The following is a 14,020-nucleotide window of genomic DNA, read 5'->3' as shown; positions in this document are numbered from 1 at the left end:
GAGTTGAGGGAGAACGCGATGGCGGACCAGCTGCACTTCGAAGACGTCACGGTAGGGGACCAGATCACCACCCTGCGCACGAGCGTCGACGAGATCCAGATGTTCTTGTTCAGTGCTGCGACGTACAACGCGCACCGGATCCATTACGACAAGTCCTGGGCAGTCGATGTCGAGGGTTACTCGGGGCCACTGGTACAGGGGCCACTACAGGCCGCACTGCTGGCTCGTGCCGTCACCGATTGGATCGGCGGCGCCGGCACCTTGGTCACGTACTCGGCCCAGAACCGCGCCGTCGCCTTCGCCGGCCAGGAGCTGGACTTCGTGGGAACTGTGACGGCCAAGCGCGAGGAAGACGGACGCGCGTTGGTGGACTTGGAGATTCGTGGTGAGCGCGACGGCGAGCTGCTGATGCCGGGCACTGCCACCGTCACCCTGCCACGCCGGACCGAGGCTGCGTGATGAGCGGACTACGCGGCGAAGCGGCCATCCTCGGCTTCTGCGAGCTGCCCTCCCAGCGCAAGCAGACTCGGCCGGAGCAGTTCACCATCGAGCAGTGGGCGACGCTGTCGAAGATGGCGATCGACGACGCCGGCATCGATGCCTCACAGGTCGACGGCATCGTCGCGCACGGCCTGGCGGAGTCGGACATGTTCGTCCCGGCCACGCTGTCGGAGTACATGGGATTGCCGTTGAACTTCGGCGAGCGGGTGGACCTCGGCGGCGCCACTGCAGCCGGTATGGTGTGGCGTGCGGCGGCGGCCGTGGAGCTGGGCCTGTGTGAATCCGTGCTCGTGGTGGTCCCGGGCTCGTACATGTTGCCGCGCTCGCAGCAACGCCCGGCCAAGGATCCCGGTTACTTCGGCGCGTCGAGCAACAACTTCGGTTCGCCCCAGGCAGAGTTCGAGATCCCCTACGGCAACCTCGGCCAGAATGCGCCGTACGCGCAGATCGCCCGGCGCTACGCCGCCGAGTTCGGCTACGACCCGGAGGCGACCGCGAAGATCGCCGTCGACCAGCGGACGAACGCGTGCGCCACCCCCGGTGCGGTGTTCCACGGTAAGCCGATCACTCTCGACGACGTGCTCGCCAGCCCGATGATCGCGGACCCCATCCGGATGCTCGAGGTCGTAATGCGGGTGCAGGGCGGCGCGGGTGTGATCGTCGGTAACGCCGACGTGGCGCGCAAGTCGAAGAACCGACCCGTATGGGTCAAGGGCTTCGGCGAGCGGATCTCGTTCAAGACTCCCACCTACGCCGAGGACATGGTCCGCACGCCCATCAAGGCGGCCGCGGACAGAGCCTTCGCGATGGCGGGTGTCGAGCGCTCCGACATCGACGTGGCGTCAATATACGACTGCTACACGATCACCGTGCTGATGAGCCTGGAAGATGCAGGGTTCTGTGAGAAGGGCACCGGCATGGAGTGGGTCAAACAGCGTGACCTGACCTTCCGTGGCGACTTCCCGCTGAACACCGCAGGTGGCCAGCTCTCCTTCGGGCAGGCAGGCATGGCAGGCGGCATGCACCACGTAGTCGACGGCGTACGGCAACTGATGGGACGAGCAGGCGAGGCGCAGGTCGAGGACTGCAACACGGCGTTCGTCACCGGCAACGGCGGAATCATGAGCGAGCAGGTCGCTTTGATCCTGCAAGGAGAATGAGTATGAGCACCGCAGAAAAGCCGTTTCCCGAGCCCACCCCGGTCACCAAGCCGTTCTGGGACAGCCTCCGTGAGCACCGGATCGAGATCCAGTACTCCCCGTCCTCGGACGAGTACGTGTTCTACCCGCGGGTGCTGGCACCGCGGACCCTGGCCGACGATCTCGAATGGCGGGAAATCACCGGGCTGGGCACGCTGTACACCTACACCGTGGCCGATCGCCCCACCGCGCCGCCATGGGCGGACTCGCTCCCACAGATCCTGGCCGTCGTCCAGTGGGACGTGGGCCCGCGGCTGAGCACGGAGATGGTCGAGGTCGACCCGGCAGAGCTGGAAATCGGCATGCGCGTCGAGCCGGTGTTCTGCGACTATCCCGACCGCGACATCACGCTCCTGCGTTATCGTCCGGTTGCCACCCAAGACTGACGAGAGGAATCACAGATGTCACGGATGGCAGGCAAGGTCGCGCTGATCACCGGCGCAGGCGGAGGAATGGGCCGCACCCATGCGGTGAGGTTGGCCCAGGAGGGCGCGGACATCATCGCGCTCGATCTCGTCGAGGCAGGCCTTGCCGAGACAGCGGCGCTCGTTCGGGCCGAGGGTCGTCGAATCGTCACCGGTATTGCCGACGTGCGAAACCTGGCCGCGACGAAGGATGCAGTCGCACTCGGCGTGGCCGAGCTCGGCAGGTTGGACACGGTGGTCGCCAATGCCGGAGTGACCGAGAACGTCGGCCCGTCGTGGACGATCGACGAGGCCCTGTGGGAGCGGTCGATGGCCGTCAACCTCACCGGGGTCTGGCACACCGTGCTGGCGGGCGTGGCTGCGCTGGAGGTCGCCGGCGGTTCGGTGATCATCATCAGCTCGACGGCCGGCATCAGCGCGGCTCCCGGAGCCTCGCATTACAGTGCAGCCAAACATGCGGTGGTCGGACTGGCCCGGACACTGGCCAACGAGCTCGGCCCGCAGTCGATTCGCGTCAATACCGTCCACCCAGGCGCGGTGGACACGGCGATGACACTCAACCCGGCCACGTTCGCCCGGCTGCGCCCGGACCTCGAGGATCCGAAAGCCGAGGACGTCGTCGATGTCCTCGCCGCGCGGCACCTGTTGCCGGTGCCCTGGGTGGAGTCGGTGGATGTGAGCAACGCGGTGGTGTTCCTGGCCTCGGACGAGGCGCGGTACATCACCGGCACACAACTGGTGGTCGACGCCGGACTTACACAGAAAGCGATGTCATGAGTGGGCGATTGGCGGGCAAGACCGCATTGATCACCGGCGGAGCCCGGGGGGTCGGACGAGCGCAGGCGGTGCGATTCGCTCAGGAGGGTGCCGACCTGATCGTGGTGGACTGCTGCACCGCGGTAGCGCACTCGACGACCCCCGCCGCGAGCAGCGCGGACCTGGCGGAGACTGTCCGACAGGTCGAACTGCTCGGGCGACGGATCGTCGCCATCGAGGCCGATGTCCGCGAGCAGAGCGCGCTGGATGCGGCGGTAGCCAAGGGCGTCAGCACACTTGGTCGGCTCGACATCGTCTGCGCAGGAGCCGGAATCAGTTCCACCGGTAAAACCATGGAGCTCTCGGCAGAGGTCTGGCAGACGATGCTGGATGTGAACCTCACAGGAATGTGGAAGACCTGCAAGGCCGCTATTCCACACCTGATCGAGGGTGGGCGCGGTGGCTCGCTCGTCCTGGTCAGCTCCACGGCAGGCGTGCGAGGTCTGAACAGCATGGGCCACGTCGCCGCTGCCGAGCACGGGCTGGTCGGGCTGATGCGATCGCTGGCGAAGGAGCTGGAGCCGCACAAGATTCGAATCAATATCGTGAACCCTTCCATGAGCACGGACGGAAGGGCGAGCCAGGACATCGCCGACGTGAGCCTGTTCCTGGCCTCCGACGAGGCCCGTTCCATCACCGGGATCACGATGCCTCTCGACATGTCCTACGCGTGATAGCCCGGTGATCTGCGTGCTAGTCAAACCAACACACTCTCCAGAAAGAAGGAATCGATCATGACGCGAACCAATGTGGACGTGGTGGTTGTCGGAGCAGGCCTCGCCGGCCTGTACGCGATGCACAAGTTCCGCGGGCAGGGACTCGACGTCCAGGGCTTCGAAGCAGCTTCGGGCGTCGGTGGCACGTGGTACTTCAACCGCTACCCGGGTGCTCGCTGCGACGTGGAAAGCGTCGACTACTCGTATTCCTTCGACGATGACCTGCAGCAGGAGTGGGACTGGTCCGAGCGCTACGCCACGCAGCCCGAGATCCTGGCATACCTCGAACACGTCGCGGACCGATTCGACCTGCGTAGCGGTTTCGAGTTCGACACCCGAGTGGTGTCCGCGACGTTCGACGAGCAGGCCGCACGGTGGAACATCGTCACCGACAAGGGCGATAAGGTGACGGCGCGATTCTGTGTGCTGGCCACCGGCGCGTTGTCCACGACGAACCTGCCGAACATCCCGGGCCGCGACAGCTTCGGCGGCGAGATCCTGCACACCGGTGACTGGCCGCGCACCGGTGTCGATTTCGCCGGTAAGCGGGTCGGTGTCATCGGGACCGGATCCTCGGGCATCCAGTCCATCCCGCTGATCGCCGAGGAGGCAGCCACGCTGCACGTCTTCCAGCGCACCCCGAACTTCTCCGTGCCCGCGAGCAACCGCCCGCTGGACGAGGAGACTCGCCGTGAGCAGAAGGCGACCTACGCCGAGCGTCGACGCAAGAGTTGGGCCAGCGGTGGCGGCTCTCCCTTCGTCTCGAACCCGAAGAGTGCGCTCGAGGTTCCGGCGGACGAGCGGGAAGCAGAGTTCGAGCAGTACTGGGAGCTCGGCGGGGTGTTGTTCGCCAAGACTTTCGCGGACCAGATGAGCGACATCGAGGCCAACGATCTGGCTCGCGACTTCGCCGAGCGCAAGATTCGCTCCGTCATCGAAGATCAGGCTTTGGCCGACGTGCTGATCCCGACGGACCACCCGATCGGGTCCAAGCGGATCGTTACCGACTCGGGCTACTTCGCGACCTACAACCGCGACAACGTCACCCTGGTGAACCTTCGTGAGGCCCCGATCACCGCGATCGACGAGACAGGCATCGCGACCGGCGACGCGCACTACGACCTGGACATGATCGTGTTCGCCACGGGCTTCGATGCGATCACGGGTTCACTGGATCGCATCGACATTCGTGGACGCGACGGGGTTCTGCTCCGTGAGAAGTGGGCGGCAGGCCCGCAGACATTGCATGGCATCGCTGCGCCCGGCTTCCCGAACCTGTTCGTGGTCACCGGACCCGGCAGCCCCGGTGTGCTGGCAAACATGGTTTTGGGCTCCGAGCAGCACGTGAACTGGATCGCCGACGTGATCACGTATCTCGACAGCAATGGTTACGCGGTCATCGAGGCCAGCGAGCAAGCCGCCGCGGACTGGATGGCCGAGTGTGCCACCGTTGCCTCGAAAACTTTGTTCCCACAGGCCAACTCCTGGTACATGGGTGCAAACATCGAGGGCAAGCCGCGCATGTTCATGATGTATGCGGGTGGCTTCGGCAACTACGGCAAGAAGATCGCGGAGGCTGCCGCGGCGGGGTACAAGGGGTTCGAGCTCACCGCGCTCGCTGCAAGTCAGGAGTGACGTCACGGCGGGCCCGCACTGGGGATGTGGGCCCGCTTGACGGTGATCTGAATCTCTTTTACTCTTTGGTGTGTAATGAGATACCAAGTATCACTCAGTGATTCACGCTCTCGAGTCGGCTCCGTCTGCTCACTGCAGGTATTGCCCCCGGACCTCTCCTTTCGTACGCCGGTGAAATCTCCAACGCGAAACTTCTTGCTGCGCTCCGTGCTCGCCCGAACGTTACGACCAGGATGCGTGGAGCTGTGATTCGACTCGAAACTGATCTGGGGGAGTGCCATGACCATCGTTGACATGAACGACGCGAGGTTCGCCGGCCGGGCTACCGGTGCGCAGTCCAAGACGGACCTGCCACCGTCGATGGTCGAACGCATGACCCTGATCCTGGACGCGTTCGACGGTCGAGCAGCCCGGCTGTCCCTCGAAGAGATCTCGTTCTGCACTCAGCTTCCGCGGTCCACTGTTCACCGCATTCTCGATCAGCTCGTCCGGCTCGACTGGGTGGACCACTCTTCGGTCGGCTATGGCCTCGGTGCGCGTGCCCTCGGACTCGGTGGCGGCGACGGCGGGCGTAGCCAGATTCGCGAGGCGGCAGCACCGATCCTGCACGAACTGCACATGCAGACCGGGATGGTCGTCCACCTGTCCGTTCTCGACGGGTCCGAAAGCGTCTGTCTCGACAAGGTCGGCGGACGGTTCGCGGCCGCACTGCCGTCCCGCGTCGGTGGCCGAGTCTCGGCACACTCGACGGCAGGCGGAAAGGCGATGCTGGCGTGGCTCGATCCTGAGCATGTCGACACCCTGTTCGGCCAGGCCCTTCCCCGCTTCACCGACAGCACCATCACCGAGCGGGCGGTTCTGCATCTGGAGTTGAACCGAATTCGTCAGCGCAAGGGGTTGGCGTTCGGTCTCGGCGAGTCGGTCCGCGGGATCGCATGCGTTGGGTCGGCGATTCGTGGTTACGAAGGCCCGGCCGGCGGTATCGCGCTGTGTGGGGAGATGCGGACTGCGCAACTCGAGCGAGTTGCGCCCTTGGTGATGGATGCCGCCCGTGAGGTCACGCGCACTCTCTTCCCCGAGCTGGGAGCCCCTCGGCGTGCCCGCAAAACTCTGTCGATGCAGGCGAACTGACCCCACCTCTTCGCAGTTATGTGAGCTGGCGCACAATTGTCGGCAATGACTCAGTCGACAGGCCCCGAGCCTGCGCTGGCGGCAGGCGAAGACCCGCGCCGTTACGCGCAGATACTGACGGCCGTCTACGACGCGACGATGGCAGGCGGTAAAGGTCCCGCCCGGCCACGCGAGGTGATCGGCGACTCGTGGCGTCGGTTGCAGACCCTCGGTATCGATCCCGAGCAAAAATCCATCTCACCCTCACTCGTCAACGTCTCCGATCTCGAGCGGAGCCGTCGGGATTCGGGTCTGTTCGACGTCCTCGACGATCTGGCCAGAGGTCTGGAATCGGTCGTTCAGGACGGCAACAACATCCTCGTCGTGGCGGACCGACACGGCCGGGTGCTGTGGCGCAGTGGCTCGACGTCGGTGCTCGATCGCGCCGACGGACTCGGATTCGTCGAGGGTGCCAGCTGGGCCGAGGATGCGGTGGGTACCAATGCCATCGGTACTGCGTTGGTCTCGCGTCGGGCCGTGCAAATCTTCTCCGCGGAACACTACGTGCGCAGCCACCATCCGTGGACCTGCGCAGGCGCGCCCATCAAGGACCCGCGCACCGGGCATGTTCTCGGCGCACTCGACGTCAGCGGGCCCGCAAACACCGTGCACCCGACGACCCTTGCGCTGGTCGATGCCATAGCGCGTCTTACCGAATCCCAACTGCGTGAACATCACCGGCAGAACCTGGATCGGCTGCGTTCGGTTGCTGCCCCCATGCTCGCTCGGTTGCATGCCCCGGCATTGGCCGTCGACGCCAACGGGTGGGTAGCGGCCACCTCGTCGGTAGCGTTGCGCACTCGAGTTCTTCTGCCCGAGGATCTGGCCACAGGACGGTTCTGGATGCCGACGCTCGGTGTGTGTGACGTCGAGCCGTTGCCCGGGGGATGGCTCGTCCGGCCGACCGGGGTGGCGGAGAGCGCATCGGTCTCCGAGACGGCCGGTGCCACTACGATCTGCATCGACCTACGTCATCCGCAGCACACTCGGGTACAGATCCGTAGCGAGGTCGGGGAGTGGACACACGAGCCGACGCCGCGCCACGCAGAGATTCTCTACCTCCTGGCCGTCCACCGGGAGGGGCGGACTGCGGCACAGATGGCGGCGGATCTCTTCGGAGACGGCGGAAGGGCGATCACCGTGCGAGCCGAAATGTCTCGCCTACGAAAGCAGCTGTCCGGTGTGGTCATGACGCAGCCCTACCGGTTCGACGCGTCGGCGACCGTCGAAATTTTGCTGCCGGAGGACATCAGCAGACTGCTGCCGCATTCTTCGGCACCCGCGGTTCGGGCACGACGTATCAGCTGACGGCATGTGTGGGCCTCGGTAGGCGCACTCGACCGCTGCCGAAACCTCTCGTGCATACTGCTGGGCGAAGCACTTAGCAAGCCAGTCGCAGGGGGAAGCCGGTCGAAATCCGGCGCTGACCCGCAACGGTGGGCTGTCTCTTCTCGTGGAGATGGCGAGTCCGATTACCCAGCGGCTGTGTGTGCGACACCTATTCGTCGTGGTCTACGAATCGGCAGTCCTGCGCGTGGTTGATTTTCTGCTGCGCGTCGACTCTCAATTTCGTGGCTCTGAGCTCCAAGTGAGGTTCATATGTCACCATCTACTCCCTTCATCGTCCGAATTGTCGCGGTAGGTTCCGCAACAGCGCTGCTCTTCGCGGGCTGTTCGCGTGGCGACTCGGTAGACGCCACCTCGACCGGGGCCGCGTTCGACGAGCCGGTCTCCATCTCCAACTGCGACCTCACCCAGCAGTTCGATGCCCCTCCGCAGCGCATCATTTCCATGAACGACCACGTCACCGAGGTGCTGATCGAGATGGGTGTCGCGGATCGGATCGTCGGGATGGGCTATCAGAACGCCACCCCGACGGCGGAGACGGCAGATGCGTTCGAACGAATCGCCGGCCTCGCCGATGAATACCCGACCAAAGAACAGATCCTCGATCTCGACCCGGACCTCGTCGTGGGCGGCATGCGAAGTGCATTCAACGACAAGGAGGGCCGCTCCCGTGAATCGTTCACCGACGTCGGCATCGCGACGTTCCTGTTCTCCGAATATTGCGGATCTGGATTCCCCGATATCGGGATGCTCGAAAACGACTACACCCAACTCGGCGAGATTCTGGGAGCCGAGGATGCCGCGAAGGACATCACCGAAGGTGTCGTGGCGGGCCTGAATGCAGTGGGCGAGAAATTGACCGATGTAGCTCCGACCCCGACATTCTTCTACGACTCCGGTGAAGATGTTCCCACGACCATCGGGGGCGTCGGCGTCGGTCAACTCATCGGAAATTACGCCGGGGCGGGAAACATCTTCCCCGAAGGGGAGCGTCCCTACCTGGACACGACGTGGGAGATCATCGGCGAACGCGCACCACAGGCGATCGTCGTCCTCGACTACGGCGATACCTCCGCGCAGGACAAGATCGCCTTCCTGAAAAGTCAACCGATCATGGCGACGACGCCTGCCGTCCGACGCGACAACTTCATCGTCGTACCGCTCGACGACTTCTTCGAGAGCCCACGACTGGTGACGAGCGTGGACACCCTCGCACGCGCACTGCACCCGGACCGGTTCCAGGACTGATGGCCACCGCCGTCGAAACACGAACTGCGCCTGCCGAACCCACGTCGACCCGGCGTTCACGCCTCGGGCTCGGAGTGGTTCTTGTACTGCTGACCATCGGTCTTCTGGCTGCGATCGCAGCGGCAGCATCGTTCGGATCGGTACGGATTCCCGTCGGCGACGTCTGGGCGATCGTGATGCACAAGGTGATGCCGGGAGCGTTCGAATCCTGGTGGACCGAGGCGCGCGCAGTGATCGTCCTCGACTCCCGTCTTCCGCGTTCGGTTACGGCCGCGGTCGTCGGTGCCTCGCTTGCGATCGCGGGCGGTGTCGCCCAGGCTGTCACGCGTAACCCGCTGGCTGACCCGTACCTGCTGGGAGTTTCCTCGGGAGCGGGCTTCGGCGTCGTGGTGGTGATGGCGCTCGGTATCGGAGCGGGTGCGCTCGGGGTCTTCACCATTCCAGCGGCGGCCTTCGTCGGGGCGATGATCCCGTTGTTCCTGGCACTGTTGATCGGTGGCAGGTACCCGCAGTCGACGGCGATCATCCTCGTCGGCGTCGCATTGGGCGCCGTGTTCTCGGCGTTGATCACCTTCACTCTTCTCGTTTTCGCCGACGAGCGCAGTCTGAGCGGTGTGTTGCATTGGCTTGCAGGAGGATTCGGCGACGCACGCTGGTCGACATTGACATTCCCCACCCTCGCGCTCCTGGTGGTCGGCACAGTGGTGTTGCTCAGTGCGCCGCGTATGGACCTGCTCAAGACGGGTGACGACGGCGCCGCCGCTCTGGGATTGAATGTTCAGCGATTCCGTGTTCTGCAGCTCCTGGCTGTCTCGGTGCTGGCCGGTGCCGCCGTATCCGTCGGTGGCGGAATCGGTTTCGTGGGTTTGCTCGTACCTCATCTCGCGGGATACATCGTCGGTACCCGGGCCGTCAGGTTGCTTCCCGTGGCGGCTTTGCTCGGGGCGATCGCGTTGGTGGGGGCAGATACGCTCGCGCGATCGGTTGCCAGCAGCACGGAGGTGCCGGTCGGAGTGGTCACCGCGCTGGTCGGTGCTCCGATCTTCGTATTCATGCTCTCTCGTCAATACGGAAGGGCCGAGCGATGACTCTGTCGATACACGAGGTCACTGCCCGGCTCGGATCGCGAGAAGTGCTGCACGGCATCGATTTCAGTGTCCGGCCCGGGCAAATTCTGGGACTCGTCGGACCCAACGGTTCAGGTAAGACCACGGCGCTCCGCTGCTGCTACCGGGCGCTGACGCCGGCGTCCGGGTCCGTTCTCGTCGACCATGTCGACGCACGGTCGATGAAGCGTTCTGAACTCGCTCGGACCGTCGGCGTCGCAGCACAAGAACCCGAGGCATCCGTGGGGTTGACGGTCCGAGAATCGGTCGCGCTCGGGAGGGTGCCGCACCGCGGATGGTTTTCTCCCCCGACCGCATCCGATGACGAGGTAGTGACATCCTGCCTGCATCGAATGGAATTGTTCGCTCTGGCCGACCGTGATGTCGGCGCATTGTCCGGTGGTGAGCGGCAACGCGTCTCCATTGCGCGCGCGCTGGCTCAACAGCCGCGAATTCTGCTGCTCGACGAGCCGACCAACCATCTCGATCTGCGCCACCAACTGATCGTCATGAGCGCCATTGCCGATCTTGCTGCCGACGGGCTCGCTATCGTCATCACTGTGCACGATCTGCGTCTGGCCGTCGAGTACTGCTCCTCGCTGGCGGTTCTCGACGGTGGATCCGTCGTTGCTTCGGGCCCGACCGCCGAAGTTCTGACCGACACGTTGCTCGCGGAGGTGTTCGGCATTCGCGCCACGGTGCGTACCCATCCGAGGCCCGTCTTCGAAGTACACGGTCTGGCATGAGCGTCTATGCGCGTGCCGCGGCGCGGATACCAGGGCTCGGTGAGTACCTCGAAGGCCCGTTCGATCTTCCCGCGTCGGTGATGCTCGACGCCGACTGGATACGGGCACGCGTCGTCGACACCGGGGTGCGGTGGAACTGCGTCGACGACCGAGTCAATGGCACCCTGTGGTGGTATTCAGCGAGCTCGACGCTCGCCTTCGTTGCTGTCGCCACCGCGATGGTGACCGGTGAGGCCGCAGATCCAAGCCTCGATACCGCACACTGCTTCCTGCGTCCGAACGGCTACCTGGGTGGGGTGAGAACCGAGCGGACCATCTCGACCGAGCAACTGGCACCCGCACTGGACACAACGTTCGCGGGCATCATCGACGTACTCGCCGAGGCCTCGGGAGCCCGCCGACAGGCATTGTGGGCAATCGCGACGGACTCCATCGCGAACCGAAGCCTCGACGTGGGGGCCGCACTTGGCGACAGGACCGTCGGCAGTCGCTTCGCGATGTCGTTGATCGCGAATATGCAGGAAACGCTGCCGTCACCGAGATTCGTCGACGTAGGGGGCTGCCGGTTCACCCGGCGCTGCTCGTGCTGTCTTCTGTACGAGACCGCAGGAGCCGACAAGTGCACCAGCTGCCCTCGGCGAACGCCCGAGGATCGTCGGCGTGGACTCGAGATCGCCGCCGACTACTAGGGGTTGTAGTAGTCGGCGGTATGGTGTCCTCATGACTCCCCGGTCGGACGGTCGCGCGCGCGTACGTGGTGTGTTCGTCGGCGCCGCATCCGGTGCGCTGAGTGTCGCCGCGCACGGTGTCGGTGGGGGAGCCATGATGCCGAGCGAGGCGGCTCTGATTCTTCTCCTCGCAATCAGTGCCGCGGTGGGTGGAGCGGTCGCAGCTCTCGGCGAGCGTGGGGGATGGGCTTCGACGCCGGCGACCCTGATCGTCGGCCAACTGCTCGGCCACACGATTTTGACGATCGCCGCCGAACATGATCACGGGTCTTTCCTGACACCCACGATGGCGGGTGCTCACGCATTCGCAACGGTGTTGTGTGCGTTACTGATTCGAGCGGCCGTTCTGGGACATGGGCACGCACTGTCCATCCTCCGTCGCATTCTCCCGGTGCTGAACCTGTCGATTCCGGTGCAGCAGTTCCCTTGCCCCGGAGCACCCGAGTACCGTCCCGACGTCGTTCTCCGGCTGTTGGTGTCTTCCGGGGTCGGTACGCGCGGGCCTCCCTGCCCCGCCTGACCTTCCCTTTTTCGAAGCGGCACGCCACTGAGGGCGGAGTCTTGCTTCGGCACATCCACATTCGGTCGTATCGAGCACGACCACACGACCATGCGATCGCACGGTCGGCAGCGTCGTCCTCGGGTGGTTCGTGCCACTACTCGGCCATTCTGCCTTTCTCGTCATCGATGCCGTACTCGGATTTCGGCATCGAACGAACACTATGGAGACATCATGAAACTCGGAAAAGCACTGCTCGTAGCGCTCGCCTCCGGAACGCTGCTCGTCGGCTGTTCCTCGAACGACGCACCGACGCCCGAGGCGGATTCCGTCACCGTCAGGGAAGCGTGGGTCAAGGCCACCGACGAAGGCATGACCTCGGCATTCGCCGAAATTCAGAACACCGGGGAGGGGCAGGTACGCGTCGTATCCGCGCAGTCGCCTTCGTCTCCGATGGTGGAATTGCACGAGGTCGTCTCCAGCGCAGATGGTTCCATGGTCATGCAACCCAAGGATGGTGGCTTCGCTGTAGCAGCTGGTGACACCAAGGTGCTCCAGGCAGGCGGAGACCACCTCATGCTGATGGGGGTGACCTCGCCGCTGACCCCAGGTAGTGACACAGAGTTCACTCTGACCTTCGAGGACGGGTCGACTTCGACGTTCAAGGCGCAGGTCCGCGAGTTCGCGGGCGCGCAGGAAAACTACGGTGGCTGAGCGGACACCTCCGCATCGCACGAGAATCAGTCGGCGACACCTCCTCGGTGGAGGTGTCGCCGCACTCGGCGCTGCCGGATTGACCTACGGAATCGCCAGGGAGCCCGCTGAATCCGACTTCGGAGGCCTGACAGTTCCCTACTACGGTGAGCACCAGTCCGGGATCGCCACCCCAGCGCAAGCCCACGGAATATTCGTGGCCTTCGACTTGCGAGCGGGCACGACGCGGTCCGATGTCGTCGGCATCATGAAGATGTGGACAGCCGATGCTGCGCGATTGACGCAAGGATTGCCGGCGTTGGCCGATACCGAGCCGGAACTGGCACTGGACCCAGCGAGGCTGACCGTCACTGTCGGATTCGGCCCCGGCGCATACGACGCCGCCGGCACAACCAAGCCGGGGTGGTTGGCCCCATTGCCCGAGTTCGGAATCGACCGACTCGAATCACGTTGGAGCGGAGGTGATCTACTGCTACAACTGTGCGCCGACGACCCTGTTTCCCTCGCGCACGCAGTCCGCGTGTTGGCCAAGAATGTGCGCTCGATGGCGTCGATCCGCTGGGTTCAACGTGGTTTTCGAGCAGCACACGGAGCGCAGCCCTCTGGCACCACGATGCGGAATCTGATGGGGCAGATCGACGGTACGGAGAATCCGGATCCAGCAACGGATTTCGATGCTTTGGTGTGGGACAGCACCGGCGGAACTTCACTGGTGTTGCGCCGAATTGCCGTCGAACTCGATACGTGGGACGAGTTGGATCGCGGGGGAAGGGAGTTCGTAATGGGTCGGCGACTCGACACCGGGGCGCCGCTGACCGGGGAGTCCGAACGTGACGTCGCGGACTTCGACGCTACCGACCGCTTCGGAATACCGGTGATCTCACCGGCTTCGCACATCGCCCGTGCGCACCACACACATGGCGGTGAGCGCTTCTTCCGTCGCGCCTACAACTACGACGACCCACCGTCGGATGACAAGACCAGCAACTCGGGCCTGATCTTTGCGGCTTTCCAACGCGATATCGACAGTCAATTTCTGCCGGTGCAGCAACGTCTGGACGCCCATGACGCGCTCAACGAGTGGACGACCCCTATCGGGTCTGCGGTCTTCGCGATTCCGCCGGGGGTCGAGGAGGGCGGCTATCTGGGCGAGCAGGTGTTCCGCTAGCT

At 64.4% G+C, this 14,020-nt stretch carries 15 protein-coding genes and 1 riboswitch; all 15 genes read left to right on the top strand.

The features are described from left to right. Positions 1-18: 18 nt before the first annotated feature. The gene (locus tag H2510_RS18090; RefSeq protein ID WP_088941967.1) at positions 19-459 is read left to right on the top strand and encodes a MaoC/PaaZ C-terminal domain-containing protein; all 441 of its coding nucleotides are present in this window, start codon (positions 19-21) and stop codon (positions 457-459) included. Further along, positions 459-1,661 (top strand): thiolase family protein, encoded by a 1,203-nt coding sequence (locus tag H2510_RS18085; protein WP_088941920.1) that lies wholly within the window; start codon positions 459-461, stop codon positions 1,659-1,661. Before H2510_RS18090 ends, H2510_RS18085 begins: the two co-directional genes overlap by 1 nt. A gap of 2 nt (positions 1,662-1,663) precedes the next feature. After that, positions 1,664-2,086: a Zn-ribbon domain-containing OB-fold protein gene (locus H2510_RS18080; RefSeq protein WP_186629673.1), complete on the top strand. Its 423-nt coding sequence runs from the start codon at positions 1,664-1,666 to the stop codon at positions 2,084-2,086. Between the two features lie 15 nt (positions 2,087-2,101). After that, complete coding sequence (locus H2510_RS18075; RefSeq protein ID WP_186629672.1) at positions 2,102-2,902, top strand: mycofactocin-coupled SDR family oxidoreductase; 801 nt, start codon at positions 2,102-2,104, stop codon at positions 2,900-2,902. After that, positions 2,899-3,615 (top strand): SDR family NAD(P)-dependent oxidoreductase, encoded by a 717-nt coding sequence (locus H2510_RS18070; RefSeq protein ID WP_186629671.1) that lies wholly within the window; start codon positions 2,899-2,901, stop codon positions 3,613-3,615. The genes H2510_RS18075 and H2510_RS18070 overlap by 4 nt, the downstream gene beginning before the upstream one ends. 60 nt (positions 3,616-3,675) lie before the next feature. Next, positions 3,676-5,292 carry an NAD(P)/FAD-dependent oxidoreductase gene (locus H2510_RS18065; protein ID WP_186629670.1) on the top strand — a complete coding sequence of 539 codons (1,617 nt, stop codon included), beginning with the start codon at positions 3,676-3,678 and terminating at the stop codon, positions 5,290-5,292. Between the two features lie 279 nt (positions 5,293-5,571). Continuing rightward, positions 5,572-6,423 carry an IclR family transcriptional regulator gene (locus H2510_RS18060; protein WP_186629669.1) on the top strand — a complete coding sequence of 284 codons (852 nt, stop codon included), beginning with the start codon at positions 5,572-5,574 and terminating at the stop codon, positions 6,421-6,423. A 45-nt stretch (positions 6,424-6,468) separates the two neighbouring features. Beyond that, positions 6,469-7,770 (top strand): GAF domain-containing protein, encoded by a 1,302-nt coding sequence (locus H2510_RS18055; RefSeq protein ID WP_186629668.1) that lies wholly within the window; start codon positions 6,469-6,471, stop codon positions 7,768-7,770. Positions 7,771-7,811: 41 nt separating this feature from the next. Continuing rightward, a riboswitch (cobalamin riboswitch) is annotated at positions 7,812-7,961 on the top strand. 100 nt (positions 7,962-8,061) lie between these two features. Next, complete coding sequence (locus tag H2510_RS18050) at positions 8,062-9,057, top strand: ABC transporter substrate-binding protein (protein WP_186629667.1); 996 nt, start codon at positions 8,062-8,064, stop codon at positions 9,055-9,057. Further along, a complete protein-coding gene (locus H2510_RS18045) occupies positions 9,057-10,145 on the top strand; it encodes an iron ABC transporter permease (RefSeq protein ID WP_186629666.1) in 1,089 nt (362 codons plus the stop codon). The genes H2510_RS18050 and H2510_RS18045 overlap by 1 nt, the downstream gene beginning before the upstream one ends. Further along, positions 10,142-10,909, top strand: coding sequence for an ABC transporter ATP-binding protein (locus H2510_RS18040; RefSeq protein ID WP_186629665.1), 768 nt, complete (start codon positions 10,142-10,144; stop codon positions 10,907-10,909). Before H2510_RS18045 ends, H2510_RS18040 begins: the two co-directional genes overlap by 4 nt. Further along, positions 10,906-11,598 (top strand): (2Fe-2S)-binding protein, encoded by a 693-nt coding sequence (locus tag H2510_RS18035; protein ID WP_186629664.1) that lies wholly within the window; start codon positions 10,906-10,908, stop codon positions 11,596-11,598. The genes H2510_RS18040 and H2510_RS18035 overlap by 4 nt, the downstream gene beginning before the upstream one ends. A gap of 31 nt (positions 11,599-11,629) precedes the next feature. Then, on the top strand, positions 11,630-12,157 hold the full coding sequence (locus tag H2510_RS18030) for a hypothetical protein (RefSeq protein ID WP_186629663.1): 528 nt from the start codon (positions 11,630-11,632) through the stop codon (positions 12,155-12,157). Between the two features lie 213 nt (positions 12,158-12,370). Next, positions 12,371-12,850: a copper chaperone PCu(A)C gene (locus H2510_RS18025; protein WP_186629662.1), complete on the top strand. Its 480-nt coding sequence runs from the start codon at positions 12,371-12,373 to the stop codon at positions 12,848-12,850. Beyond that, the gene (locus H2510_RS18020) at positions 12,843-14,018 is read left to right on the top strand and encodes a Dyp-type peroxidase (protein WP_315901417.1); all 1,176 of its coding nucleotides are present in this window, start codon (positions 12,843-12,845) and stop codon (positions 14,016-14,018) included. Before H2510_RS18025 ends, H2510_RS18020 begins: the two co-directional genes overlap by 8 nt. Positions 14,019-14,020 lie beyond the last annotated feature (2 nt).

The organism is Rhodococcus sp. BP22 (assembly GCF_014281965.1).
GTDB lineage: Bacteria > Actinomycetota > Actinomycetes > Mycobacteriales > Mycobacteriaceae > Rhodococcoides.
This window is presented reverse-complemented; position numbering and strand designations above follow the sequence as displayed.

Bases quoted from the DNA above. Each gene is read 5' to 3' on its own strand.
- H2510_RS18090 (WP_088941967.1), top strand. From the start codon at position 19: ATGGCGGACCAGCTGCACTTCGAAGACGTCACGGTAGGGGACCAGATC.
- H2510_RS18085 (WP_088941920.1), top strand. From the start codon at position 459: ATGAGCGGACTACGCGGCGAAGCGGCCATCCTCGGCTTCTGCGAGCTG.
- H2510_RS18080 (WP_186629673.1), top strand. From the start codon at position 1,664: ATGAGCACCGCAGAAAAGCCGTTTCCCGAGCCCACCCCGGTCACCAAG.
- H2510_RS18075 (WP_186629672.1), top strand. From the start codon at position 2,102: ATGTCACGGATGGCAGGCAAGGTCGCGCTGATCACCGGCGCAGGCGGA.
- H2510_RS18070 (WP_186629671.1), top strand. From the start codon at position 2,899: ATGAGTGGGCGATTGGCGGGCAAGACCGCATTGATCACCGGCGGAGCC.
- H2510_RS18065 (WP_186629670.1), top strand. From the start codon at position 3,676: ATGACGCGAACCAATGTGGACGTGGTGGTTGTCGGAGCAGGCCTCGCC.
- H2510_RS18060 (WP_186629669.1), top strand. From the start codon at position 5,572: ATGACCATCGTTGACATGAACGACGCGAGGTTCGCCGGCCGGGCTACC.
- H2510_RS18055 (WP_186629668.1), top strand. From the start codon at position 6,469: ATGACTCAGTCGACAGGCCCCGAGCCTGCGCTGGCGGCAGGCGAAGAC.
- H2510_RS18050 (WP_186629667.1), top strand. From the start codon at position 8,062: ATGTCACCATCTACTCCCTTCATCGTCCGAATTGTCGCGGTAGGTTCC.
- H2510_RS18045 (WP_186629666.1), top strand. From the start codon at position 9,057: ATGGCCACCGCCGTCGAAACACGAACTGCGCCTGCCGAACCCACGTCG.
- H2510_RS18040 (WP_186629665.1), top strand. From the start codon at position 10,142: ATGACTCTGTCGATACACGAGGTCACTGCCCGGCTCGGATCGCGAGAA.
- H2510_RS18035 (WP_186629664.1), top strand. From the start codon at position 10,906: ATGAGCGTCTATGCGCGTGCCGCGGCGCGGATACCAGGGCTCGGTGAG.
- H2510_RS18030 (WP_186629663.1), top strand. From the start codon at position 11,630: ATGACTCCCCGGTCGGACGGTCGCGCGCGCGTACGTGGTGTGTTCGTC.
- H2510_RS18025 (WP_186629662.1), top strand. From the start codon at position 12,371: ATGAAACTCGGAAAAGCACTGCTCGTAGCGCTCGCCTCCGGAACGCTG.